The following is a 23,953-nucleotide window of genomic DNA, read 5'->3' on the forward strand; positions in this document are numbered from 1 at the left end:
GGGGCGGGCACTGCCTGCCGAGTGTAGGGGGCGGGACGGCCCGAGGGTGGATGAGGTACGTCACGCGGACGTCCGACCGTCGGGTTAACGAGTGTTAACCTGAGGGCATGGTCGACGTCGCACAGCTGTCCGGTCTCTCCCGCGAGCACGAGGACTTCCGCCGCACGGTGCGGGAGTTCGCCGAGTCGAGGATCGCGCCTCACGTCGCGCAGTGGGACCGCGAGCACCACTTCCCGGTCGACGTCGTGCGCGAGATGGGTGACCTCGGACTGTTCGGCCTCACGGCGCCGGAGGAGTACGGCGGCGCGGGCGCGGACTTCACCAGCCTGTGCGTCGCGATCGAGGAGCTCGGGCGCGTCGACCAGTCCATGGGCATCACCCTCCAGGCCGGGGTCGGTCTCGGGATCAACCCGATCGTCGCCTTCGGCACCGCGGAGCAGAAGGAGCGCTGGCTGCCCGACCTGGTCGCCGGTCGCGCGCTGGCGGGCTTCGGACTCACCGAGCCCGGAGCCGGCTCCGACGCGGGCGCCACCCGCACCCGCGCCGTGCTCGACGGGGACACGTGGGTCGTCGACGGGGCCAAGCAGTTCATCACGAACTCCGGCACCGAGCTGACGTCGGTCGTCACCGTCACCGCGCGTACCGGGGAGCGCGCGGACGGGCGTCCCGAGATCTCGGCGATCATGGTCCCCGCGGGAACGCCCGGGTTCGTGGCCGAGCCCGCCTACGACAAGCTCGGGTGGCACATCTCCGACACCCACCCGCTGGCCTTCACCGGGGCGCGCGTCCCCGCCGACCACCTGCTCGGTGAACGGGGCCGTGGCTACGCCCAGTTCCTCGCCACGCTCGACGACGGACGCATCGCGATCTCGGCGCTCTCGGTCGGCTGTCTGCAGGCCTGCCTCGACCTGTGCGTGCAGTACGCGGGGGAGCGCCAGACGTTCGGGGTGCCGATCGGTGCGAAGCAGGGTGTCGCCTTCCAGATCGCCGACCTCGCCGTGCTGCTGGAGGGCGCACGTGCCCTGACCTACCGGGCCGCGGCCCTGAAGGACGCTGGAGCGCCCTACGCCGTGGTCAAGCAGGCCGCGTCGGTGGCCAAGCTGCACGCGACGGAGTCGGCCGTGACCGGCACCCGCATCGCGACGCAGGTCTTCGGTGGGTACGGCTTCATGGAGGAGTACCCCGTGGCCCGGTTCTACCGCGACGCCAAGATCCTGGAGATCGGCGAGGGGACCAGCGAGGTGCAGCGCATGCTGATCGCCCGCGGTCTCGGTCTGCCCGTCGAGTGACGCACGTTCCGGTCAGGACCGGTGCTCGTCGGTCGCGTTCCCGCACGTGACCGTCGCCCGGGCACGCCGCTGCGGGCCGTTCCTCTTGCGACGAGCAGGCCCAGGCTCCGTCAGAGGCTGACGAGCGCGCGGCAGGGAAGCGGCACGTGGCGCACCTGGTCGCCGAAGTCGACCTGGGCCGAGCGGGTGCCCTGCAGGCTGACGATCCGGCCGAGGCCGTAGGTGTCGTGGCTGACGCGTGCGGCTACCTCGTAGACCGCGTCCGGCTCCACCGCCTGGGGCTGGAAGGGGCTGGACGCGTGGAACTTGCGACGAGGAGCCATTCGGCCATTCTCTCATCTTCCGAGGAGATCCGGTACCGAGTTCGCGTCACAGTCCGCCCGCGGACCAGGATCAGACCGCCCCGGGCCGGTTCCAGAGGTCGGTCCAGACGACGTCCAGATCGGCCACGAGATCGCGCAGCAGTGGCAGGCTGATCCCGACGACGGTGTGCGGATCGCCCTCGATCCCGCGGACGAACGCACCGCCCAGACCGTCGATCGTGAAGGCGCCGGCCACGTGCAGCGGCTCGCCGGTGGCCACGTAGGCGTCGATCTCCGCATCGCTCACGTCGGCGAAGTGCACCACGGTGGAGGCGCTGTCCACGACCTCGCGGCCGGCGCGGCGGACGCAGTGCCCCGTGTGCAGCACGCCGGAGCGGCCACGCATCCGACGCCACCGGGCGCGTGCGGTCGCGGCGTCGCCCGGCTTGCCCAGGATCTCGCCCTCGAACGCGAGCACCGAGTCGCAGCCGACGACGACCACGTCGGGGTCCTCGACCGTCGACGCCACCGCGCGGCACTTCAGCTGGGCCAGTGCCGCGGCCAGGTTCGCCGCGTCACGTGACTGCACCTGCGACTCGTCGACCCCGGAGACGACGACCTCCGGCTCGATGCCGGCCGCTCGCAGCGTCGCGAGCCGGGCGGGGGACTGTGAGGCCAGGACCATGCGCACCATGCCCCCATCGTGGCAGGACCGCCCGCCACCTCCCCCATCGGTGGATCCTCAACATCAGGCATCCAGGGGGCCAGTCATCGGTGGATCGTCAACATCTGCGCGCCGGCTGCGGTTGAGGATCCACCGATGACGAGGACGGCGCGGTGTCAGTCGGGCAGGGGAGGTGGGGACCCGTACGTCGCGCGCTCGGCTCGGAGGTCGGGGTGGACCAGGACGGCGTCGACCAGCGCCTGCGGGCCGCCGACGGTGAACCAGTCCGGATCCACGTCGGACGTGATGCACCAGGCGTGGTCCTGCGGCCAGGTGTGAGACGCCTGGGGAAGGTCGGCCGGCCACCCGGGCCGCGGCGGGCGGGCTCCCCAGTCGCCCGCATCGGCGGCGGGCCCCGTGAACAGCAGGTACGAGCGCCACCCGCGCAGCTCCGCCCGAGACGCCTCGAGCACGTGGCGGGGGAACGCGGGCGCCACCTCGACCGGTCGAGGTGCTCGGAACATCCGTCCGAAGAGTCGGTGAGGATCCATCTGCGCGTAGACGCGCCCACCGCCCTCGAGCTCGCCCCAGCCCTCCCAGAGCGCGAACCAGCATCGGTCCGGAGTCGTGGTGTGGTTGCCGGCCAGGCGTGTCACGAGGGCGACGAGCTCGGGATCAGGGCGGTAGGGGCTGGCCTCCTCGCCGTCGAACCAGACGGTCGCGTAGGCCTCGAGACCCGGGGGGCCCTGGACCACGCGGGACCACCCCGCCTCGTCGTCGGTGACGCCGTCGCGCACGATCCAGTCCGCCACCGACACGTCGGACTCGTGGCGCAGGGTCATGCAGGACTCAGGCCCAGGCGGAGCGACGCCAGGCGTCGGGGCCCACACGGTGCGGCGTGCGGTGCGCGCGCACCGGGTGACCCCACTCGCTGCGCGGCTTCGGCTTCGCGCCCGCTGCGGCGTGGGCGGCTGCTGCGTTGCGTGCGGCCACCACGGCCACGAGCGCCGCCAGCTCCTCGGGCGTCAGGTCGCCGCGGACCACCCGCAGCACCGGCGTGACCGGTGCTGCGGGCGTCTGCTCGGCGGCGTCGGCCGCAGGCGTCGTGTCGTCGCCCATCAGAGCGGGATGTTCCCGTGCTTCTTGGGCGGGAGCGTCTCGCGCTTCGTACGCAGCAGGCGCAGCGCCTTGGTGACCTCGGCGCGGGTCTGCGACGGCTCGATCACGCCGTCGATGTAACCGCGCTCGGCCGCCACGTACGGGTTGCAGAGCGTGTCCTCGTACTCGGTCATCAGCTCGGCGCGCTTGGCCTCGGGATCGTCGGCCGCAGCCACCTCGCGGCGGTACAGGATGTTGACGGCACCGGACGCGCCGACGACGGCGATCTGGCCGGTGGGCCACGACAGGTTCACGTCGGCGCCGAGGTGCTTGGAGCCCATGACGTCGTAGGCGCCGCCGTAGGCCTTGCGGGTGATGATCGTGACGAGCGGGACCGTGGCCTCGGCGTAGGCGTAGATGAGCTTGGCGCCGCGGCGGATGATGCCGTTCCACTCCTGCTCGGTGCCCGGCAGGAAGCCCGGCACGTCGACGAACGTGAGCACCGGGATGTTGAAGGCGTCGCAGGTCCGCACGAAGCGTGCGGCCTTCTCGGAGGCGTCGATGTCGAGGCAGCCGGCCAGCTGCATGGGCTGGTTGCCCACCACGCCGACGCTGCGACCCTCGACCCGGCCGAAGCCGATCACCAGGTTCGGTGCGAACAGCGGCTGGACCTCGAGGAAGTCGCCGTCGTCGAGCACGGACTCCATCACGGTGCGGATGTCGTAGGGCTGGTTGGCCGAGTCCGGGATCAGCGTGTCGAGCGCCAGGTCGGTCTCGTTGCGCTCCAGGTCGACGCCCTCGTCGTAGACCGGCGCCTCCTCCATGTTGTTCTGCGGCAGGAAGGAGATGAGCGCCTTCACGTACTCGAGGGCGTCCTCCTCGTCGGAGGCCAGGTAGTGGGCGTTGCCGCTGCGCGTGTTGTGCGTGCGGGCACCGCCCAGCTCCTCCATGGTCACGTCCTCGCCGGTGACCGTCTTGATGATGTCGGGCCCGGTGATGAACATGTTCGACTTCTCGTCGACCATGACCGTGAAGTCGGTGACCGCGGGGGAGTACACGTGGCCACCGGCGCACGAGCCCATGATGAGCGAGATCTGGGGGATGACGCCCGACGCGTGCACGTTGCGGCGGAAGATCTCGCCGTACAGGCCGAGCGAGACCACACCCTCCTGGATGCGGGCGCCGGCACCCTCGTTGATGCCGATGATGGGGCAGCCCGACTTGATGGCGAGGTCCATGACCTTGGTGATCTTCTCGCCGTAGACCTCGCCGAGGCTGCCGCCGAAGACGCTGAAGTCCTGGCTGAAGACGCACACCTGGCGGCCGTCGATGGTGCCGTAGCCGGTGATGACGCCGTCGCCGAGGGGCCGGTTCTTCTCGAGCCCGAACTTGGTGGAGCGGTGCCGGGCCAGTGCGTCGAGCTCGACGAAGGAGCCCTCGTCGAACAGCTGGTCGATGCGCTCGCGCGCGCTCTGGCGGCCCTTGGCGTGCTGCTTCTCGGCCGCACGCTCGGCGACCTCGACGGTCGCCTCGTGGTGCCGGCGCCGGAAGTCGTCCAGCTTCCCGGCGGTCGTGTGCAGCTCCGGACGCTCTTCGATCTCTGCCTCTGCTTCGCTCACGTGGGTCAGAGTAACGATCCTGGGCGCGCCATGGTGTGTGAGGCTTGACGCATGAGCAGCGACCGTCGCGACACGCCGAAGCCCGAGGGGCGCGATCCCCTCGACGTCGACGAGCTGCGCCGCGTGCTGCTGGTCGAGGGAAGCGTGTGGACGGACCTCGAGGTCTCCGCGTCCACCACGAGCACCAATGCCGACGTCGTCGCCGCGGTGGGTGCCGGTGCTCCCGAGGGCCTCGTGGTCGCGACCGAGCACCAGACCGCCGGCCGGGGGCGGCTCGACCGACGGTGGGAGACGCCGCCGGGGGCGGGGCTCATGGTCTCGGTGCTCCTGCGTCCCGACGGTGTCGCCCTCCCGCAGTGGACCTGGCTGCCGCTGCTGACGGGCCTCGCGGTCGACCTGACGGCGCGGGACTGCGGTGTGACGTCCGGGCTGAAGTGGCCCAACGACGTGCTCGTCGAGGGCCGCAAGATCAGCGGCATCCTGCTCGAACGCGCTGACGGACCCGCCGGTCCTGCCGCCGTGGTGGGGATCGGCCTCAACGTGTCGTCGACGCCGGCGGAGCTGCCGGTCCCCACGGCGACCTCCCTCGCGATCGAGGGAGCCACCACGGTCGACCGGGGCGTCGTGCTGCAGCTGCTGCTGGGCCACCTCGAGCGGCTCTACCGGCCGTGGGTGGCGAGCGCCGGTGACCCGGCGCTCCTGCGGCGTGACTACCTCGAGCAGAGCGTGACCCTCGGGTCGCGCGTTCGGGTCGAGCTGCCCGACGGGTCCACGCTGACCGGCGTCGCCGACGACATCGACCCGCTCGGCCGGCTCGTCGTGGACGGGCGGGCGATCAGCGCGGGCGACGTGACCCACGTCCGTGCCGTCGGCTGAGCCTGCTGCCGCCCGGTCGACCGCCGGGTACCAGGTCGCCCAGGTCGTCCGCAGCCTCGACGACGGAGGCCTTTGCGCCGACGTCTCCCGCGGCCCGTGCGCCACGTGGGAGGATCAGCCCATGGCCCTCTCACGCAAGCTGATGATGGACGGTGAACAGACCGTCGCGACGACCCGGACGCACGTCAAGGTGCTGTTCGTGCCGCTGGTCATCCTGTTGGCCGTCGCCTTCGCCGGAGGCTTCCTCGCCGCCCAGGTCGGCAACAGCGGCGACGGGTACGTGCGCTGGGTGATCATCGGCATCGCCGTCGTGCTCGTCCTGTGGGGCAGCGTGCTGCCGTTCGTGCGCTGGTTCCTCTGGACCTACACGCTCACCAACAAGCGCATCGTCGAGCAGAAGGGCATCCTGACGCGCGAGGGGCGGGTCATCCCGCTCAGCCGCATCAACGACGTCTCGTTCGAGAAGAACCTCAACGACCGCATCCTCGGCTGCGGCACCCTCATCATCCACAACGCGAGCGACGAGGCCGGTCTGGAGCTGCGCGACATCCCGCGCATCGAGGGCTTCCACCGCACCGTCAGCAACCTCGTGTTCGACTCGCACCGCCAGAGCGATGAATCGGTCTGAGCTGCGCGACGAGCTCGCCCGCCTGATCCTGCAGGAGGGCATGGAGCTCACGGGCGAGCAGGTCGCCGAGAAGGCCGGGCTCGACCTCGACCGCGCCGAGCGGCTCTGGCGCTCGCTGGGCTTCGCCGACAGCGGTGACGATCCGGCCTACGGCGAGCACGACGTGGCGGCCGCGCGACTCGCTGCGCTGGCGCTCGAGGAGGGCGTCCTCGAGGAACGCACCATCTTCCGGATGACCCGCGCGCTCGGCCAGACGTTGGCGCGGCTGGCCGACTGGGAGGTCCAGACGATCGTCGACCAGGTGGAGTCCGACGTCGAGTCGGGCCGGGCCGCCAGCCGTCTCGAGAGCGCGGTCGCGATCGCCGAGCACGTGGGCCCGGGCTTCGAACGTCTCCTGCTGTACGCCTGGAGGCGTCACCTGGCCGCTGCAGCCGGCCGCCTGGAAGCGCTCGGTGCCGTCGACGCCGAGCTGTTGTCGACCACCATGAGCATCGGCTTCGCCGACCTGTCGCGGTTCACCGCCATGACCAACACGCTCGACGACGCCCGCCTCGGCGAGCTCGTGGAGAACTTCGAGACCCGGTGCACCGACGTCGTCACGTCGCGCGACGGGCGGGTCATCAAGGCCCTCGGCGACGCCGTGCTGTTCGTGAACCCCGACCCGCGCGAGGCCACGCTCACCGCGCTCGAGCTCGTGGCCAACATCGGCTCGCGCGACGACCTGCCCGACGTGCGGGTCGGCCTGGCCACCGGCTCGGTCATCAGCAGGCTGGGCGACGTCTTCGGCCCGCCCGTGAACCTGGCCGCGCGCCTCTCCCACGTGGCCCGCAGCAACCGGGTGCTCGTCGACGACGAGACGGCCGGACACCTCGCCGACGACGAGTTCGAGATGCGCGCGCTGCCCCCGCGCCCGCTGCGCGGCTTCGGCAACGTCTCACCCATCACCATCAGCCGTCGGCGGGCGTTCCGTCCGCGCACGGTCCGGCGCTGGTAGCGGGGCACGTCGGAGAGCGGCCGACGGGTCAGTAGGCTCCTGCCATGCCGCTGACCCCGCACCTGGCCGTCGTCGGTGGCGGCCAGCTCGCCCGCATGATGCAGGTCCCCGCCGTGGCCCTCGGGCTCCGCATCCGTCTGCTGGCCGAGGGCCCCGACGTCTCGGCCGCGCAGGTGGTGCCCGACCAGCTCGTGGGTGACCACACCGACCTCACCGACCTGCGTGCCGTGTGCGACGGCGTGCCCGTGGTGACGTTCGACCACGAGCACGTGCCGCCGACCCACCTGCGCACGCTCGAGGCGGAGGGACACGTGCCTCGGCCCGGGCCCGACGCCCTGCTGTACGCGCAGGACAAGGGCGAGATGCGGGTACGCCTCAGCGTGCTCGGCCTGCCGTGCCCGCTCTTCCTGCTGCTGCCGAGCGAGGCGGAGGAGGCACTCGCCGAGCTCGAGGACTTCGGCTACCCCGCCGTGCTCAAGACGACCCGTGGCGGCTATGACGGCAAGGGTGTCTGGGTGGTCCGGTCCGAGGACGAGGCGGCCGAGGTGCTCGCCGCCGCCGACGGCCAGGAGCTCGTCGCGGAGGAGCTGGTGGACTTCCGTCGCGAGCTCAGTGCCCAGGTGGCCCGCAACCCCTCCGGCGAGGTCGTCGCCTACCCGGTGGTGCAGTCGACGCAGGTCGACGGCATCTGCAAGGAGGTCGTGGCGCCGGCCCCCGACCTCGACCCGGCCCTCGCGCAGCAGGCCACCGACGTCGCGGTGCGCGTGGCCACGGCGCTGGGGGTCACCGGCATGCTCGCCGTGGAGCTGTTCGAGACCAGCGACGGACGTGTGCTCGTCAACGAGCTGGCGATGCGCCCCCACAACACCGGTCACTGGAGCATCGACGGCGCCGCCACGAGCCAGTTCGAGAACCACCTGCGCGCCGTCCTCGACCTGCCCCTCGGCCCGTCGACGCCGCACGCCCCCTGGTCGGTCATGGTCAACGTGCTCGGTGGCGCGGTGCAGGACCTCGAGGCACAGGAGGCCGTCGTGCTGGCCGCCGTCCCGCACGCCAAGGTGCACCTGTACGGCAAGGCCGTGAAGCCCGGCCGCAAGGTCGGCCACGTCACCGTCGTCGGCCACGACCTCGACGCGGTCCTGGCCGACGCCCGCCGCGCGGCCGCCCTCCTCCAGGACGGCTGACGACGTCGTCCACACCGCTCGGGGGCGGGGCGGCGCCGGACCTCGCTAGGATCGCGGCCATGAGCGCAACGCCCCGCGTGGGCATCGTCATGGGGTCGGACTCGGACTGGCCGGTCATGGAGGCAGCCGCGCAGGCGTGTGCCGAGCTGGGCGTGGGCTACGAGGCCGACGTCGTCTCGGCCCACCGGATGCCCGACGAGATGCTCGCCTACGGGCGTGACGCGCACACGCGCGGTATCGAGGTGATCATCGCCGGAGCCGGCGGCGCGGCGCACCTGCCCGGGATGCTCGCCGCGGTCACACCCCTGCCCGTCATCGGGGTGCCGGTGCCGCTGAAGTACCTCGACGGCATGGACTCGCTGCTCTCGATCGTGCAGATGCCCGCGGGCGTTCCGGTGGCCACGGTCTCGATCGGCAACGCCCGCAACGCCGGGCTCCTCGCGGTGCGCATCCTCGCGGTCGGCGACCCGGAGCTCACCCAGCGCATGCTGGACTTCCAGGCGGAGCTGGCCGACGCCGCGCGCGCGAAGGGCGAGGCGATCCGCGACCGCTGACCTGCCCCTCGACGGGCTCGGGGAGAGGTCGGGGCCAGACGCGGGAAGTGGTGGGTCAGACCGTCGAGCCGGCCAGGCCGAGCGTGCGGTCCGTCCAGTCCTTGAGGTCGGAGTACAGCGACGGGTTCTCGCCGAGCGACAGGCCGTACGACGGCACGATCTCCTTGAGCTGGGGCCGCCACCCCTCGATCTGACCGGGGAAGCAGCGCTCCAGCACGTCGAGCATCGCGGAGACCGCGGTGGAGGCGCCCGGCGAGGCGCCCAGCAGACCGGCGATGGACCCGTCGGCGGCGTTCACGACGGTGGTGCCGAACTCGAGGGACCCGCCGAAGCGGCCCTTCTTGCGCACGACCTGCACGCGCTGACCGGCCGTGATGATCTCCCAGTCCTCCTCCTCCGCGAGCGGGGCGAAGGCGCGCAGGTCCTCGACCTTGCGACCACGGGTCTTGGCGAGCTCCAGGACCAGGTACTTGATGAGACCCCACGAGGTGACGCCGACGGCGGCCATGGGCATGAGGTTGTGCGGGCGGATCGAGAGGGGCAGGTCGGTGAACGAGCCCTCCTTGAGGAACTTGGGCGTCCAGCCGGCGTAGGGGCCGAACAGCAGCGACCGCTTGCCCCCGATCACGCGGGTGTCGAGGTGCGGCACGGACATCGGCGGGGCGCCGACGGCGGCCATGCCGTAGACCTTCGCCTCGTGCTTCTCGGTCACCGTGTCGTCGAGGCAGCGGATGAACTGCCCGCTCACGGGGAACCCGGCGAAGCCCTTGATCTCCTCGATGCCGGACTTCTGGAGCAGCTGGATCGCGCCGCCGCCGGCGCCCACGAACACGAACTTGGCGGAGATGGTGACGGTGCGGTCCTCGGTCCGGTCCTTGACCTTGACGCGCCAGGTGCCGTCGGTGTCGCGGCCGAGGTTCTTGACCTCGTGGCCGTAGCGCACGTCGGCGCCCTGGGCCGTGAGGTTGCCGAGCATCTGGGCGGTCAGGGAGCCGAAGTCCACGTCGGTGCCGTGGTCGGTCCAGCTGATGGCCACGTCCTCGCGCTCGTCGCGCCCCTCAGCCATGAGGGGAAGGCGCCGGGCGAACTCGTCACGGTCGTGGATGAAGTCGAGCCCGGCGAAGAGCGGGTGGCCGGCGAGGGCCTCGTGGCGCTTGCGCAGGTACTCCACGTTCTCCGCACCGCGCACGAAGCTCACGTGCGGCACGGCGTTGATGAACGACGACGGGTCCTTGAGCAGGCCGTTGTCCACACCGTGTGCCCAGAACTGGCGCGACAGCTGGAACTGCTCGTTGACGGTGATCGCCTTGGACACGTCGACGCTGCCGTCGGGTCGCTGCGGCGTGTAGTTGAGCTCGCAGAGCGCGGAGTGGCCGGTGCCGGCGTTGTTCCAGGGGTCGCTGCTCTCCTGCGCGGGCGCGTCGAGGCGCTCCAGCACCGTGACCGACCAGTCGGGCTGCAGGGTCTTCAGCAGCGAGCCGAGCGTGGCGCTCATGACGCCGGCGCCGACGAGCAGCACGTCGGTCGTGATGCGCGTGGGGGTGGCGGACTGACGTGCGGGGGATGCGGGCGTGTTCAACGCGGACTCTCCTGGATCTCACCGGGGCAACGACGTGGTCGACGTCTGCAGCACCGTCAAATCTCCCTCGTGGAGGGCGGTGAGCGCGACCCGAAACGATGTGATCTTGCCCAGGGGGCGTGTGATGTTCCTCGCGTCCGCCTCGCGCGACGCGAAGGACGCGTCAGTACAGCTGGCTGCGGTACGCGTCGCCGTAGTAGGCGGCGATCTCCTCGAGCGTCTGGTCGGACCGCTCGAGGGCGTGGGCGATCTCGGGCCGTGACGGCACGGCATCGGGCCGCCACGTGCTCGGCTCCCACAGCTCGGACCTCAGGAATGCCTTGGCGCAGTGGAAGAAGACCTGCTCGACCTCGACCTCGCAGACCAGCACGGGTCGGTGTCCCTTGACCTCGAGGTGCTCGAGGTAGGGCGGTGGCGAGTCGTCGGTGCGCAGGAGCCGGGCCCGTCCGTTGACGCGCAGCGTGTCGCCGCGTCCGGGCACGAGGAACAGCAGGCCGACGTGCGGGTTGGTGAGCACGTTGAGGTAGCCGTCGGCGCGCCGGTTCCCCGGCCGCTCGGCCAGGGCGATGGTGTGCTCGTCGACCACGTGCACGAGCGATCCGGCCGGGTCGCCCTTGGGTGACACGTCGCACGAGCCGTCGGCTGCCGACGTCGACAGCAGGCAGAGCGGGGAGGCGTCGAGCCACGCGACGTGCAGCGGGTGCAGGTGGTCCCGGTCCTTGGCGACGGTGCGGGGCAAGGGGGTGCCGAGCACCTCGCGGAGCTCGTCGACGTCGTGGATCTCGGCCATGGCGACACGCTAGCCCCCGACCGGTGCCCAGCCGAGGTGCCCAGCCGAGACGCTCCGCGGAAGGTCGACGGTCGTGGCTCGGGTCAGTGGTCGCGGATGAACGACGTCACGCGCGTGAGGGTCGGGGTCCGAGGCGCGGAGCCGAAGCCGAACCGGACGGGAGGGTCCACCGGCGCCAGAGGGCCGAGGTCCTCGCCGTCCCAGGCGACGGTCGCGGACTCCACGCTCCACGCGTCGGAGGCGGCGTACCACTCCGTGCGTCCCCGGCCGGCGCTGCCGTGGGTGCGCACGCCCGGCATGACGCGGCGCGCGATCGGGTCGCAGAAGCGCGCCCAGGCCTCGCGGTGGGCGAGGGGAGTCGGGACGGCCTGCAGCAGCCAGCCGATCGGCGCGCGCGTCCCGGGAGTCCAGCGGGCGCTCAGTGGTCCGGCGTCGATGCCCCACCCGACGAGCGACACGGCGACGATCTGCACGTCGTCGAAGGTGTAGGTGGTGGAGACCAGGTCGGCGACGCGCTCGTCGGGGGCGAGCAGCACCCGGTGTCCGTCGGGGCGCTCGACCATCGCGTCGGCGAAGCGACCGTACGGGCTGCGGTCCCACAGGCCCACGACCACCCGGGTGCCGCTGGCGGTGCCGAGGCCGACGATGTGGCCGTCGAATCGTTGGATCACGTCGTCCAGTGTGGGCGATCCCACGCGTCCCGGCCGTGTGAGTGGCGAGCGGGCGACGTACTATTGCTAGGTCGTCCTAGTAATTCGATCTCGTCAAGCATCTGGAGCCGCACCGTGTCCGACATGTTCGTGTTGTCCGAGGAGCACCAGGCCATCCGCGAGGCGGTCCGGGCCGTGGCCGAGGCCAAGGTCGCGCCTTTCGCCGCCGAGGTCGACGAGGAGGCTCGCTATCCCCGCGAGGCCCACGAGGCGCTCGTGGCGGCCGACTTCCACGCCCCCCACGTGCCGGAGGAGTACGGCGGAGCCGGTGCCGACGCGCTGGCCACGGTGCTGGTCATCGAGGAGATCGCCCGCGTCGACGTCTCGGCGTCGCTCATCCCGGCCGTGAACAAGCTCGGGTCGCTCCCGGTGATCCTCGGTGGCGACGAGCGGATCAAGAAGGACTACCTCTCGCGCCTGGCGGCCGGTGAGGGCTTCAGCTACTGCCTCTCCGAGCCCGACGCCGGCTCCGACGCCGCGAACCAGAAGACCCGTGCGGTGCGCGACGGTGACCACTGGGTGCTCAACGGCACCAAGCGGTGGATCAGCAACGCGGGGGAGTCAGAGTTCTACACCGTCCTCGCGCAGGTCGATCCCGAGAAGCGCAGCAAGGGCATCACGGCCTTCGTGGTGGAGAAGTCCGACGAGGGTGTCTCGTTCGGAGCCCCCGAGAAGAAGCTGGGCATCAAGGGCTCGCCCACGCGCGAGGTCTACCTCGACGACGTCCGCATCCCCGAGGACCGGGTGATCGGCGACGTCGGCCAGGGCTTCGCCCTCGCCATGCAGACGCTCGACCACACCCGTGTGACGATCGCCGCGCAGGCGGTCGGCGTCGCGCAGGGCGCCCTCGACTACGCCCTGGGCTACGTCCAGGAGCGCCAGCAGTTCGGCAAGCCGATCAGTGACTTCCAGGGACTGCAGTTCATGATCGCCGACATGGGCATGAAGATCGAGGCCGCGCGCCAGCTCACCTATGCCGCAGCGGGTCGGTCCGAGCGGGGCGACAAGGACCTCACGTTCTTCGGCGCCGCAGCGAAGGCCTTCGCCTCCGACACCGCCATGCAGGTCACCCTCGATGCGGTGCAGCTGCTCGGCGGGTACGGGTACACCCGCGACTACCCGGTGGAGCGGATGATGCGCGACGCCAAGATCACCCAGATCTACGAGGGCACGAACCAGGTCCAGCGGATCGTCATGGCCCGACAGCTGCTCTCCGGGATCCAGTCGGACCTCTGACCAGCGCGCTTGACCTCAAGTTGACTTGAGGTTCTAGGCTCGTGGGGACGACGAAGGGAGACGGGATGAGCACGCGCACGGACGTCGGGACCGGAGCCGACGCGATCTCGACGCACGGCTCCGCGGGTGTCGCCGAGCTCCTGAAGGCGGCGTTCCGACGTCATGCCAGCGGGGTCGCGATCATCACGGCGGTGGGCCCGGACGGTCCGGTCGGGCTGACCGCCTCCAGCGTGGCCTCGGTGTCCACCCACCCACCGGCGCTCTCGTTCTCGGTCCTGACGTCCAGCGCGTCCGGCCGTGCGATCGCCGAGGCGGCGGAGCTCGACGTCCACCTGCTCCCCACAGGGCTCGCCGCCCTGGCCGACGCCTACGGCCGGTCGGCTGGCGCGCGCTTCGTCCCGGAGCAGGGCTGGGCGTCCGACGACGCCGGCACCACGCTTCCCGACGCCGTCGCGTCGCTCCGCTGCACCCCGCTCGCGCGGGTTCCGGTGGGGGAGTCCGTCGTCGTGGTCGCCGAGGTCCGCGACGTGCAGCTGGGTCCTGTGGGTGAGCCCTTGGTCTACCACGACCGGACGTACCGGACGGTGGGCGCGATCCGCGAGCGCTGACGAGCGGCTGCGTCGCTCGGGTGGGGCTCGACCTGCGGCTGCGTCGCTGTGGCTGCGAGTCGACCTGCGCTCCGAAAGGGCCTCGACCGGCGGATGGGTCCGGGCTCGGGTGGGCTCTCGGAGCGTGGCTCGGGGTGACGCAAGGTTCTGCGTTCGTGCGTAAGCGGGGTGAAGGATGCTGCGTTCGTGTTCGGATCCGGTCGTGAACGCAGCATCGTTGCGGTTCCTACGCGCGAAGGCAGAATCCTGCGTCCGCGGGGGCGTCTCGTGTGGCGGTGGGTCAGGGATTCTCCCTTCTCGCGGACCGTTTCACGACGATGGAGAATCCCTGCCCCTCCAGGGCGCCTCGTCGTCGCCACGATGCTTCGTTCCTGAGGCATGGTCCACCAGAAGGAAGAATCGTGCGTGGATCACGCGCAGAGGGAGCATCGTGGCCGCGCCCCGCAGACCCACCCGAGCCCAGACCTCCTGCTCCGGTCGAGGCCCTTTTCGGAGACCACGCCCACGCGCAGCCACAGCGACGCAGCAGCACGGGAGAGCCCAGCCGAGCGGCGCAGCAGCGAGCGCGAACCGAGCCTCGCCCCGCAGACCAACTCACACCACCCGGACCGGCCGCGGTCCTTCCGTGACGTGACAGGATCCTGTCGTGCGGCACAGGTGCGGCGCACGACCGAGAGGATGTCCCATGGCAGAGCTGACCGTCGAGGACCAGCCCGGCAGGAACCGGTTCGAGGCCCGCCTCGGCGACGAGCTCCTCGGCTTCGTGGAGTACCAGCGCACCGACGAGCTGGTCGTCATCACCCACACCGAGGTGCCGCGCGAGAACGAGGGGCGGGGCATCGGCTCCCTCCTGGCACGCGGCATCCTCGACGACACCAGGGCCCGCGGGGCGAAGGCGCTCGTCACGTGCCCCTTCGTGCTCGCCTGGATCGGGCGCCACCCGGACTACCAGGACCTGCAGTTCAACGCCCCGCGCTGACCCGCCTGCGCTGACCCGCCCGCGCGCGGAGCCCCGCTCAGTCCTTTGGCAGGCCGTCGGCCGTGCAGAGGTCGCCGATGCTCCCGGTGCGGTCGGCCTTGATCAGGTCGAACATCTGCTGACTGCGCTCGGCGTCCCAGCGGACCGAGAAGTCGGCCAGGGGGACGGTGCAGCTCAGACCGTCCGACCCCATGGCCGAGCGCAGACCGAGGGCGAACTTGACCAGGTCGTAGGGGTTGGTGCCCTCGCCGATCTGCACCGCGCTGGCCGCGCCGGTGTTGACGCCCCAGTAGCGGAGGGGGTTCACGATCGTCCACGGCGACGCCGCCTTCTTCGCGATGCCGCTGATCACCTCGCGCTGGCTCTGCACGCGCTGGATGTCCTGCGTGGCGTAGCTGTGGCGGTTGCGCGAGTAGGCCAGCGCCGTCGCACCGTCGGCCTCCTGGCACCCGGCCTTCACGTCGAGCCCGGAGTCCTTGTCCTTGATGTCCTCCTTCGGGCAGATCTCGATGCCTCCCAGGGCGTCGACCACCTTCACGAGACCACCGAAGCCGATCTCCACGTAGTCGTCGACCGTGATGCCGGTGTTCTGCTCGACGGTCTGGGTCAGCAGCTGCGCGCCCCCGTAGGCGTAGGCCGCGTTGATCTTGGTCGAGCCGTAGCCGGGGACGTCGACGATCGAGTCACGCGGGATCGACATGAGCATCGACGGACCGGCGCCGGTGTGCAGCAGCATGATCGTGTCGGTGCGTCCTCGGCCTCCGCCGTCTCCGCCCGTGCTCAGCTCGGACTGCTCCTCCTTGCTGAGCCCGGCCCGACTGTCCGAGCCGACGATGAGGAAGGTGGTCCCGGGCTGGTCGCCCGGCCCCTCGGCCTCGGGCTGGAAGGGGATCTTCGAGGCGGTCGAGTAGGCGTACAGGGGGGTGCCGACCAGGAAGGCGAGCCAGGCCAGCAGCAGGAGCGCCACGACGCGTCCGGGCCCACGTCGGCCGCGCTTCCTGCGCGGCGGCTCCGCCGCGGGTCGGCGGCTCGACCCGGGCGGGGGCAGGTTCGGAGGCGGCAGCTCGTCTCGGCGCACGGTCTGCTGCGGCTGCTGCCGGGTCCGGTCGCGATCGGCGTCGCGGTCGTCGCCCGAGCCGTACAACCATCCGTAGCTGTCCTCGGGGCGTTGCTCTGGCATGGGACCGAACCTATCCGAGCGCTACCCGTCGTCGGTGCTTCTGCGCGGTGGCGCCCGCAGAAACCTGTTCGTCTCGGCGCGCCCTCGACCTCGGGTAGAGAGTTTGTGTGACGATCGACGCGACCTGCTCGCCCTGCTCTTCCCCCGGCAGCGACCTCTGAGGACGACATGCACGAGAACACCCGTACCTCGCCCCACCCGCCCTCGACGGGCCCGTCGGCGGCGCACGCCGCCTCCGAGCGCATCCAGCTGCGCCGTGCGCTCACGCTGACCCTCATGACGCTGGTCATGCCCGGCTCGGCCCAGATCGTCACCGGCAACAAGCGCATCGGTCGCATCGCCCTGCGCATCTGGCTCGGCTGCCTCGCGGTCGGCGCCCTCATGCTCGTGCTCGCCCTGACCTCACGGTCCGGCCTGTTCATGCTCTTCACCGACGGCCGGATCCTCACCCCCGTGCGGTACGCCCTCATCGGCGGCGCCGTGTTCTGGATGGTGCTCATCGTCGACGCCTGGCGCCTCGGCCAGCCGCTGCGGCTCGCCCGTCGGCACCGGTTCTGGGTCGCCGGCCTGAACGGAGCGCTGTGCTTCGTCACCGCCGGCGCCATGTTCTTCGCGGCGCACCTGGTCGACGTCCAGACCGGCGTGCTCGACACCGTGTTCGCGGCCTCCACGACGTCGAAGCCGGTCGACGGTCGCTACAACGTCCTGCTCATGGGCACCGACTCCGGCAAGGACCGCTCGGGCATGCGACCGGACTCGATCAACGTCGCCAGCATCGACGCCGAGACGGGGCGCACCGTGATCGTCGGCCTGCCGCGCAACCTCGAGGACGTGCCGTTCCCCTCCGACTCGTTCATGAAGAAGGAGTTCCCGTCCACCTTCGACTGCGACGGGTGCTACCTCAACGCGGTCAACACGTGGGCCAACGACAACGCGGCCCAGATGGGCGTCAAGAAGGTCGGGCACCGAACTCCCGGCATCCAGGCGACGATCGACGCCGTCGAGGCCATCACCGGCCTCGACCTCAACTACTACGCCCTCGTGAACATGGCGGGCTTCTCGGACCTGATCGACGCCGTGGGCGGTGTCAGCGTCGACGTCCAGGAGCGGACGGCGATCGGCGGCATCGGCTCGCCGATCCGGGGGTACATCGAGCCCGGGCGCCAGAAGCTCACGGGCGACCAGGCGCTCTGGTACTCCCGCAGCCGCGTGCTCAACAACGACTTCTCCCGCATGGGACGCCAGAAGTGCGTCATGACGGCCATGCTGCGTGAGCTCAGCCCCAAGAAGGTCCTCCTGAACGTGGAGAAGATCGCCGACTCGAGCAAGACGCTGCTCGACACCGACATCCCGGCCCGTGACCTCAACGTGTTCATGGACCTCGCGCTGAAGGCCAAGGCGCAGCCCATCTCGTCGGTGTCGCTCGTGCCGCCGGTGATCTTCACCGGCAACCCCGACTACGACAAGGTCCGCTCGCTCATCACGAAGGCGATCGACAAGGCCGAGGGCAAGAAGCAGGCGAAGGACGGCATCCTCGCCGCGTCGCTGTCGGTGCCCTCGTCCGCGGGCGACGCGAAGGATCCCACCAAGGCGAACCAGAGCGACGACCTCGACTCGTCCTGCTGATCGCGCCGTGCTCACGGGTCGCGGACCACGGGGCTTGGCGCGGTGGGCGATAATGGTGCGTCGCCAGCACTTCGAGACCGAGGAACCATGACACGTCGTCGCGCGAAGGTGCTCAGCCGTGGACCCGACGTCGACGAGCTGACACCCCGGTTGCGGTTCCGTCGTGCCCTCCGCCTGTGCCTCATGTCGGCCGTCGCACCAGGGTCGGCGCAGCTGGCCGTCGGCAACCGGTGGGTCGGTCGCATCGCTCTCACCGTGTACGTGCTGCTGCTCGTCGGCCTGGGCTACCTCGTGTGGACCTACCGAGGTGATCGCGCCGGCATCATCGGGCTCGTCACCGATCCCGACGTGCTCCAGGTCTTCCGCATCGGGGTCGGGGTGCTCGCGGTGGCCTGGGCTGCCCTCTTCATCGATGCCTGGCGTCTTGCTCGCCCTCTGCGCCTGACACCCGCGCGGGCGGGCATCGTCCTGGTGCTCAACACCGCCCTGGTCGTCGGCGTGCTCGGCTCGGCGGTCTACGCCTCGCGCGTGAGCACGGCGAGCCGCGACGCGGTGCAGGAGGTGTTCTCGGCCGAGACGACGAGTCCGCCGCTGGCCGGTCGGTACAACATCCTGCTCATCGGCTCGGACTCCGGCAAGGACCGCACCGGCATCCGTCCCGACTCCATGACGGTGGCCAGCATCGACGCCTCGAGCGGCAGGACGGTCCTGGTCTCGCTGCCGCGCAACCTGCAGAACGTCCCGTTCCGCGAGTCGTCGCCGATGCACCAGCTCTACCCGTACGGCTACAACTGCGGATCCGAGTGCCTGCTCAACGCCGTGCACACGGCGGCCGAGAACCGCAGCGACCTCTATCCCGGCGCCGCCGACCCCGGGCTCGAGGCGACCATCGACGCCGTCGAGGGCGTCACCGACCTCACCATCAACTACTACGTGATGATCAACCTCAAGGGCTTCCGCTCCCTGGTCGACGCGGTCGGCGGGGTCGAGATGGACGTCAAGACGCGGCTCGCGATGTTCGGCAAGGAGGACGCCTACAAGCAGACGTACATCGAGCCCGGTCGCCAGAACCTCGACGGCAACCAGGCGCTCTGGTACGCCCGCAGCCGGATCCAGTCCGACGACTACACGCGCATGGGACGCCAGAAGTGCCTCATGGTCGCGATGCTCGACCAGATGAGTCCGCAGAAGGTGCTGCTCAACGCCACCGACATCGCCAAGTCGGGGGCGGAGCTCCTGTCGACGAACATGCCCTCCGAGGCGCTCGGCGAGTTCGCCGACATGGCCCTGAAGGCCCGCAGCACGAAGATCCGCACGGTCTCGCTCGTCCCGCCGGTCGTCTCCACGGTGACCCCGGACTACCCGCTCATCCAGGACATGATCAAGCAGGCCATCATCGAGACGCACGGTGGCGACGCCAACAAGGGCGAGACGTCGGCCGAGCCCGAGTCGTCGGCGACGCCGGACGCGAGCGACCCGACGCAGACCCCCTCCACCGATCCCTCGGAGGACTCGAGCCAGGCCGCGGCGAACAACGTCGAGGACCTGGACGCCGCGTGCTGAGTGCCGCCGACCTGGAGCGCGCGAAGGGCTTCGTCGACGCGATCGACGTGGACGCCGACTCAGGAACGGTCACGCTGCACGCCCACCTGCGGGTCCCGGACACGCGCGTCGACGAGCGGCCCGGCCTGGAGGCAGAGCTGCGGCTCGGCGACGTCCGGGTCGCGGCGCGGTGGGTGGAACGACCGGACCGCCGCGTCCGGTACGGCCCCTGGTCAGCCCTGGTCGCCGAGGTGCCCCTCGCTGCGTGGCCGCGGGGGGTCGTCCGCCCCGAGCTGGCCGTCGAGGGCCGGGTGCTGCGGCTCCGTCCGACGCGGGCACTGTTCCGGAACGCCACGCCCGGGGCGCACGGCGACGTCGCCCTCGACGTGCGCGCCGACGGCGACGCGGTCGTGGTCGAGCTGGTCGACGGCGGCGAGCGGGCGGCGATGCGGTTGAGGCGCCGTTCCGACCTGCGTGCGGTGCGCCGGCGCGAGCCGCTCTGGGGCTGGCGGGTCGTCCGTGCCCTGACCGGGTGGATGCACCGCCGCCCGCTCTGGCTGGTGGGAGAGCGACGTGACACCGCGCAGGACAACGGCGCGGCGCTCTTCACCTACCTGCGCAGGCACCGGCGTGACCTGCGGGCGTACTACGTGGTCGAGCGGGGCACCCCGGCCTGGGACCGGATGCGTCCGCTCGGTCGCGTGGTGGCCCACGGGTCGTGGCGGCACCGGTTGCTGCTGTGGCACGCGAGCCACCTCGTCAACGCCTTCGACCCCGACGTCTACGGCATCCCGGAGACCTGGGGTCGTGACGACTACGTGCGCCACGTCCGGCCCCGGGTCGGCACCCGCCGGGTGTTCCTCCAGCACGGCGTCGTCTATCGCGACCTGGCACCGGTCATCGGGCGGCTGGTCGCCGGGTACGACCTCGTGCTCACGTCCGCGGCGGCCGAGCGTGACTGGATCGCCGGACGACTCGGGTACGGCGACCGTGCGGTGCTCACCGGACTGCCTCGCCACGACCTGCTCGTCCGCGAGCCTGCTGCCGGGGGCCCTCGGGTCCTCTTCGCGCCGACGTGGCGGGCCGACCTGGTCGTGCCCTCCTACCGGGAGGGCGGCGGTGGCCCCGTCGAGGGCGTCGAGGAGTCCGGGTACGCCCGGCTCGTCCGCGGAGTCGTCGAGCATCCCGCGCTGGCCGCTGCGCTCGCGCGCCACGGCGCCGTGCTGGAGGTGCTGCCGCACTACGAGGCGCGGGGGCTGCTCGCCGACCTGGTGGACGACCGGGCGGACGTGCACCTGGTCGACCAGGATCGCGAGGAGTTCGGCGCGGTGCTGCGACGCGCCTCGGTCCTCCTCACCGACTACTCCTCGACGTTGTTCGACGCCGCCCTGCTCGGGCTGCCGGTGGTGGCGGCCCACGTCGACCCCGACTTCGAGCAGTCCGGTCGCCCGCACGCGTTCGAGGTCGACGAGATCGGCATCGCCGTCGTCGTGCGCGACGTCGACGCCGCCGTCGCAGCGGTGGTGGAGCTGCTGGAGGCCGATCGTCGCGACACCGCCGTCGACGCCGCGGTGGACCGCTTCTTCGCCCACGCCGGCGACCAGGGCAGTGCGGCGCGGGCGGTCGCCGCCATCGAGGCGATGCCCTGAGCGCCGCCTACTTGGACTGCTCGTAGGCCGGGATGACCTCGTCGGGCGTGCCGTCCATCATGAGGACGCCCTTGTTGATCCAGATCACCCGGTTGCAGGTGTCGCGGATCGAGCGCATCGAGTGGCTGACCAGGAACACCGTTCCGGCGTTGTCGCGGATCTCGCGGATCCGGGCCTCGCTGCGGTCACGGAAGCCCTTGTCGCCGACCGCGAGCGCCTCGTCGACGATGAGGATCTCGTGGTCGCGCGCCGTGGCGATCGCGAACTTCAGGCGTGCGGTCATGCCGGAGGAGTAGGTGCGCATCGGCAGGTCGATGAAGTCGCGGATGCCGGAGAACTCGACGATCTCGTCGTACTTGGCCTCGATCTCGTCGCGGGAGAGGCCCAGGGCCAGTCCGCCGAGGATCACGTTGCGCTCGCCCGAGAGGTCCTTGATGAGTGCGGCGCCGACGCCGAGCATGCTGGGCCGTGACGACGCGTAGATGGCGCCCTTGGACGTCGGAGTCAGGCCGACGATCGCGCGCATGAGCGTCGACTTGCCCGAGCCGTTGGACCCGATGACGCCGATGCTGTCGTTCTCGTAGGCCGTGAACGAGACTCCCTTGAGGGCGTGCACGGTGCGGGTGCCGCGCGAGCGCTGCATCAGCTTGCGCCCGGAGTCGGCGGCCGTGGCGCGCTTGCCGGTGGCCAGCACCTTGTACTCCACGTGCACGTCGACCACCTCGACGACGGGGCGTCGAGCTGGGTAGTCGGTCGGCCGGCCCACGTTCGCGGCGGGCACGCTGCCGTCAGTCCGTTCGGCCATAGCGCTCCTCGGCTGCCCAGAAGAAGACCGTGCCGAACACCAGCACGGCGACCGACCAGGCGGATGCGTAGCCCCAGAAGTGCCAGGGCATGGCGTACTCGGGTCCGTCCAGCAGCACCGCCCGGCCGAGCGAGAGGAACTCGTGGATCGGCTGGGCGTCGGCGACGGCGCGGAAGATCGAGCCCTCGTCGAAGCGCTGGTCGATGCTGTAGAAGATGCCCGAGGTGTAGAAGAAGAACCGGGCGACGAACGGCAGCAGCTGCGTCAGGTCACGGAAGTGGACCGTGAGGCGTGCCGTGATGAGCGTGAGGCCCGTGTTGAACACCGTGAAGAGCAGCACGAGCGGAACGAGGAGCAGCCACTGCGCGTCGGGGGCGTTCCCGAACACCACGGCGACGATGGCCATGATCACGACCATGGGGACGTACTGCATGAAGCGCTGCACCACCAGTGCCAGGGGCAACGACATCCGAGGGAAGCTCAGGCTCTGCACGAGCGCTGCGTTGGAGGTGATCGACTTCGCGCCCGTGGTGAAGCAGGTCGAGAAGTACTCGAACATGAGGACTCCGATGACCAGGAAGGCGACGAAGTCCTCGACACCCCGGCTGGTCTGCAGAAGGAAGCCGAACACCAGGCCGTACACGGCGGCGTTCAGGAGAGGCTTGAGGACCACCCATCCCATGCCGAGGCGGTTGCGGCCGTTCTCGGCCTCGAGGCGGTAGCGGGCCAGCGAGTAGATGAACTCGCGTCGGCGGAAGACGTCGGCCAGGTACCGGGGAAGAGGTGGGCGGCCTCCGACCTTGCTGAGGCCGTGACGACCCCCGGTCTGCACGACGTTCGCGCTCTGACGACTCATGGGGTCCGAGGGCCTTTCTGTCGTCGTGGCGGCGTGCGGGTCCGGGGTGGCAGCCGTCGAAAGTGTAGAGGATGGCTCACCGGACGACGTCTGCCCGTTCCTGCTCCGCGACTCGCGTCAGCTGGTCGGCGTCGGCACCCGCCAGGACCACGAGCGATCCGCCGCCACGCAGGGCGCTCACCAGGAGCAGCGCGTCACGGCGGAGGTCGCCGGGCTCCACGAGCACCCGCCGCGGATCGGGAGCGCAGAGCTCGATGAGCCCGGCGTGGTCGAGCGGGTCCGTGCCGGCGAGGTCGAGGGCGGCCGACCCGGCGTCCGGGACGTCGAGGGGCGTGAACGCGTCCGGCTGCCCCGGGACGACGGTGGCGAGGTCGACGAAGCCCTCCGGCTCGCCGACGAAGGGACCACCGAGCGGACGCAGCGACGCGGCCAGGCGCACCGGCTCCTCGCCGACGAGCTCGGGGCCGCTGACCCCGATGTCGGCGTCGCGGTCGACGACGACCGCCCCCACGGTCCAGGAGGAGAGCAGCCACACGAAGCGCAGCCAGTGGCTCGGCAGGCCGATCCGGACCCGGGTGCCGATCTCGGCGTCGAGCTCGTCCACCAGGAGGGACGACGTCTTCGCGACCCAGTTGGCGGTGGTCGTGGCACTCAGCTCCACGCGCTCGCCGGTCGTGCGGTCGTCCCAGGTGAGCAGCGGTCGACCGGGGTCGCGGACGGCGGGGAGGAGGTCGGCGAGGGTCGGCATGGGACCATCCTCCCGCCGAGGCGAGAGCGGGGTCGAGCGGGGCCGACGAGCACGGCGTCGCCCCTGGAAGGCGGCGCGACACGCCGGAGGTTCCGCGGATCGTGCAATTCCGCTTGACGTATGGCAGCGCCGGGCGTGTAATTACGGACATGTCATTCGATCTGGGGTTGCCACTGTCGCCCGAAGAGGAGCTCATGTGGCAGGAGCGTGCGCTCTGTGCCCAGACGGACCCGGAGGCGTTCTTCCCCGAGAAGGGTGGCTCGACCCGTGAGGCCAAGCGGGTCTGCCTGACCTGCGACGTCCGGGGCGAGTGCCTCGAGTACGCCCTGGCCCACGACGAGCGGTTCGGCATCTGGGGCGGGCTCTCCGAGCGGGAGCGGCGCAAGCTCAAGAAGCGCGCCTGAGGCGGCGTCCGGGCGCACCCGGCCCCACTTTCG

At 70.9% G+C, this 23,953-nt stretch carries 25 protein-coding genes; 13 read left to right on the top strand and 12 right to left on the bottom strand.

Annotated elements, in window-relative coordinates; translation table 11 throughout:
- Positions 1 to 107: 107 nt before the first annotated feature.
- Positions 108 to 1,289: an acyl-CoA dehydrogenase family protein gene (locus tag NUV38_RS04050; RefSeq protein WP_257727880.1), complete on the top strand. Its 1,182-nt coding sequence runs from the start codon at positions 108 to 110 to the stop codon at positions 1,287 to 1,289.
- 110 nt (positions 1,290 to 1,399) lie between these two features.
- Here NUV38_RS04050 and NUV38_RS04055 read toward each other — a convergent pair whose 3' ends face one another.
- The 5 genes from NUV38_RS04055 to NUV38_RS04075 all read right to left on the bottom strand — a co-directional run bounded on the left by NUV38_RS04055 (position 1,400) and on the right by NUV38_RS04075 (position 4,972).
- Positions 1,400 to 1,612 carry a hypothetical protein gene (locus NUV38_RS04055; RefSeq protein WP_257727881.1) on the bottom strand — a complete coding sequence of 71 codons (213 nt, stop codon included), beginning with the start codon at positions 1,610 to 1,612 and terminating at the stop codon, positions 1,400 to 1,402.
- 70 nt (positions 1,613 to 1,682) lie between these two features.
- Positions 1,683 to 2,285 carry a nucleoside triphosphate pyrophosphatase gene (locus NUV38_RS04060; RefSeq protein WP_257727882.1) on the bottom strand — a complete coding sequence of 201 codons (603 nt, stop codon included), beginning with the start codon at positions 2,283 to 2,285 and terminating at the stop codon, positions 1,683 to 1,685.
- Between the two features lie 146 nt (positions 2,286 to 2,431).
- Entirely contained in the window at positions 2,432 to 3,097 is a 666-nt protein-coding gene (locus NUV38_RS04065; RefSeq protein WP_257727883.1) for a hypothetical protein, read from the bottom strand.
- A gap of 7 nt (positions 3,098 to 3,104) precedes the next feature.
- Positions 3,105 to 3,374 carry an acyl-CoA carboxylase subunit epsilon gene (locus tag NUV38_RS04070; RefSeq protein ID WP_257727884.1) on the bottom strand — a complete coding sequence of 90 codons (270 nt, stop codon included), beginning with the start codon at positions 3,372 to 3,374 and terminating at the stop codon, positions 3,105 to 3,107.
- Positions 3,374 to 4,972: an acyl-CoA carboxylase subunit beta gene (locus tag NUV38_RS04075; RefSeq protein WP_257727885.1), complete on the bottom strand. Its 1,599-nt coding sequence runs from the start codon at positions 4,970 to 4,972 to the stop codon at positions 3,374 to 3,376. The genes NUV38_RS04070 and NUV38_RS04075 overlap by 1 nt, the downstream gene beginning before the upstream one ends.
- A 51-nt stretch (positions 4,973 to 5,023) precedes the next feature.
- Here NUV38_RS04075 and NUV38_RS04080 point away from each other — a divergent pair, with 51 nt between their 5' ends.
- The 5 genes from NUV38_RS04080 to purE all read left to right on the top strand — a co-directional run bounded on the left by NUV38_RS04080 (position 5,024) and on the right by purE (position 9,208).
- Positions 5,024 to 5,848, top strand: coding sequence for a biotin--[acetyl-CoA-carboxylase] ligase (locus NUV38_RS04080; RefSeq protein ID WP_257727886.1), 825 nt, complete (start codon positions 5,024 to 5,026; stop codon positions 5,846 to 5,848).
- 121 nt (positions 5,849 to 5,969) lie between these two features.
- Entirely contained in the window at positions 5,970 to 6,476 is a 507-nt protein-coding gene (locus NUV38_RS04085) for a PH domain-containing protein (RefSeq protein WP_055968933.1), read from the top strand.
- The gene (locus NUV38_RS04090) at positions 6,463 to 7,470 is read left to right on the top strand and encodes an adenylate/guanylate cyclase domain-containing protein (protein ID WP_257727887.1); all 1,008 of its coding nucleotides are present in this window, start codon (positions 6,463 to 6,465) and stop codon (positions 7,468 to 7,470) included. The genes NUV38_RS04085 and NUV38_RS04090 overlap by 14 nt, the downstream gene beginning before the upstream one ends.
- Positions 7,471 to 7,514: 44 nt before the next feature.
- Complete coding sequence (locus tag NUV38_RS04095; RefSeq protein ID WP_257727888.1) at positions 7,515 to 8,654, top strand: 5-(carboxyamino)imidazole ribonucleotide synthase; 1,140 nt, start codon at positions 7,515 to 7,517, stop codon at positions 8,652 to 8,654.
- A gap of 59 nt (positions 8,655 to 8,713) precedes the next feature.
- Positions 8,714 to 9,208 (top strand): 5-(carboxyamino)imidazole ribonucleotide mutase, encoded by a 495-nt coding sequence (gene purE / locus NUV38_RS04100; protein ID WP_257727889.1) that lies wholly within the window; start codon positions 8,714 to 8,716, stop codon positions 9,206 to 9,208.
- A gap of 55 nt (positions 9,209 to 9,263) precedes the next feature.
- On the opposite strand, the gene mqo is transcribed toward purE, so the two are convergent.
- From mqo to NUV38_RS04115, 3 genes are all read right to left on the bottom strand, one after another.
- Positions 9,264 to 10,787 carry a malate dehydrogenase (quinone) gene (gene mqo, locus NUV38_RS04105; protein WP_257727890.1) on the bottom strand — a complete coding sequence of 508 codons (1,524 nt, stop codon included), beginning with the start codon at positions 10,785 to 10,787 and terminating at the stop codon, positions 9,264 to 9,266.
- 163 nt (positions 10,788 to 10,950) lie between these two features.
- Complete coding sequence (locus NUV38_RS04110) at positions 10,951 to 11,577, bottom strand: MSMEG_1061 family FMN-dependent PPOX-type flavoprotein (RefSeq protein ID WP_257727891.1); 627 nt, start codon at positions 11,575 to 11,577, stop codon at positions 10,951 to 10,953.
- 83 nt (positions 11,578 to 11,660) lie between these two features.
- A complete protein-coding gene (locus NUV38_RS04115) occupies positions 11,661 to 12,248 on the bottom strand; it encodes a hypothetical protein (protein ID WP_257727892.1) in 588 nt (195 codons plus the stop codon).
- A gap of 123 nt (positions 12,249 to 12,371) precedes the next feature.
- Between NUV38_RS04115 and NUV38_RS04120 the strand changes: the two genes are divergently transcribed.
- The 3 genes from NUV38_RS04120 to NUV38_RS04130 all read left to right on the top strand — a co-directional run bounded on the left by NUV38_RS04120 (position 12,372) and on the right by NUV38_RS04130 (position 15,110).
- Positions 12,372 to 13,523 (top strand): acyl-CoA dehydrogenase family protein, encoded by a 1,152-nt coding sequence (locus tag NUV38_RS04120; protein ID WP_257727893.1) that lies wholly within the window; start codon positions 12,372 to 12,374, stop codon positions 13,521 to 13,523.
- 65 nt (positions 13,524 to 13,588) lie between these two features.
- A complete protein-coding gene (locus NUV38_RS04125; RefSeq protein ID WP_257727894.1) occupies positions 13,589 to 14,131 on the top strand; it encodes a flavin reductase family protein in 543 nt (180 codons plus the stop codon).
- Between the two features lie 685 nt (positions 14,132 to 14,816).
- On the top strand, positions 14,817 to 15,110 hold the full coding sequence (locus NUV38_RS04130) for a GNAT family N-acetyltransferase (protein ID WP_257727895.1): 294 nt from the start codon (positions 14,817 to 14,819) through the stop codon (positions 15,108 to 15,110).
- Between the two features lie 37 nt (positions 15,111 to 15,147).
- On the opposite strand, the gene NUV38_RS04135 is transcribed toward NUV38_RS04130, so the two are convergent.
- Positions 15,148 to 16,290: an LCP family protein gene (locus tag NUV38_RS04135; RefSeq protein ID WP_257727896.1), complete on the bottom strand. Its 1,143-nt coding sequence runs from the start codon at positions 16,288 to 16,290 to the stop codon at positions 15,148 to 15,150.
- Positions 16,291 to 16,458: 168 nt separating this feature from the next.
- Here NUV38_RS04135 and NUV38_RS04140 point away from each other — a divergent pair, with 168 nt between their 5' ends.
- The 3 genes from NUV38_RS04140 to NUV38_RS04150 all read left to right on the top strand — a co-directional run bounded on the left by NUV38_RS04140 (position 16,459) and on the right by NUV38_RS04150 (position 21,107).
- On the top strand, positions 16,459 to 17,916 hold the full coding sequence (locus NUV38_RS04140; protein WP_257727897.1) for an LCP family protein: 1,458 nt from the start codon (positions 16,459 to 16,461) through the stop codon (positions 17,914 to 17,916).
- Between the two features lie 87 nt (positions 17,917 to 18,003).
- Positions 18,004 to 19,479 (top strand): LCP family protein, encoded by a 1,476-nt coding sequence (locus NUV38_RS04145; protein WP_257727898.1) that lies wholly within the window; start codon positions 18,004 to 18,006, stop codon positions 19,477 to 19,479.
- On the top strand, positions 19,473 to 21,107 hold the full coding sequence (locus NUV38_RS04150; RefSeq protein WP_257727899.1) for a CDP-glycerol glycerophosphotransferase family protein: 1,635 nt from the start codon (positions 19,473 to 19,475) through the stop codon (positions 21,105 to 21,107). The genes NUV38_RS04145 and NUV38_RS04150 overlap by 7 nt, the downstream gene beginning before the upstream one ends.
- Before the next feature lie 7 nt (positions 21,108 to 21,114).
- Here NUV38_RS04150 and NUV38_RS04155 read toward each other — a convergent pair whose 3' ends face one another.
- The 3 genes from NUV38_RS04155 to NUV38_RS04165 form a co-directional block, all read right to left on the bottom strand.
- Positions 21,115 to 21,912 carry an ABC transporter ATP-binding protein gene (locus tag NUV38_RS04155; protein ID WP_257727900.1) on the bottom strand — a complete coding sequence of 266 codons (798 nt, stop codon included), beginning with the start codon at positions 21,910 to 21,912 and terminating at the stop codon, positions 21,115 to 21,117.
- The gene (locus tag NUV38_RS04160) at positions 21,896 to 22,768 is read right to left on the bottom strand and encodes an ABC transporter permease (RefSeq protein WP_257727901.1); all 873 of its coding nucleotides are present in this window, start codon (positions 22,766 to 22,768) and stop codon (positions 21,896 to 21,898) included. Before NUV38_RS04160 ends, NUV38_RS04155 begins: the two co-directional genes overlap by 17 nt.
- Positions 22,769 to 22,844: 76 nt before the next feature.
- On the bottom strand, positions 22,845 to 23,516 hold the full coding sequence (locus NUV38_RS04165) for a TIGR03089 family protein (RefSeq protein ID WP_257727902.1): 672 nt from the start codon (positions 23,514 to 23,516) through the stop codon (positions 22,845 to 22,847).
- Positions 23,517 to 23,665: 149 nt separating this feature from the next.
- Between NUV38_RS04165 and NUV38_RS04170 the strand changes: the two genes are divergently transcribed.
- Positions 23,666 to 23,920, top strand: a complete 255-nt coding sequence (locus tag NUV38_RS04170) for a WhiB family transcriptional regulator (protein WP_055970219.1) — start codon at positions 23,666 to 23,668, stop codon at positions 23,918 to 23,920.
- The last annotated feature ends 33 nt before the right edge of the window (positions 23,921 to 23,953 follow it).

The organism is Aeromicrobium sp. 50.2.37, from assembly GCF_024655735.1.
Lineage (GTDB): Bacteria > Actinomycetota > Actinomycetes > Propionibacteriales > Nocardioidaceae > Aeromicrobium.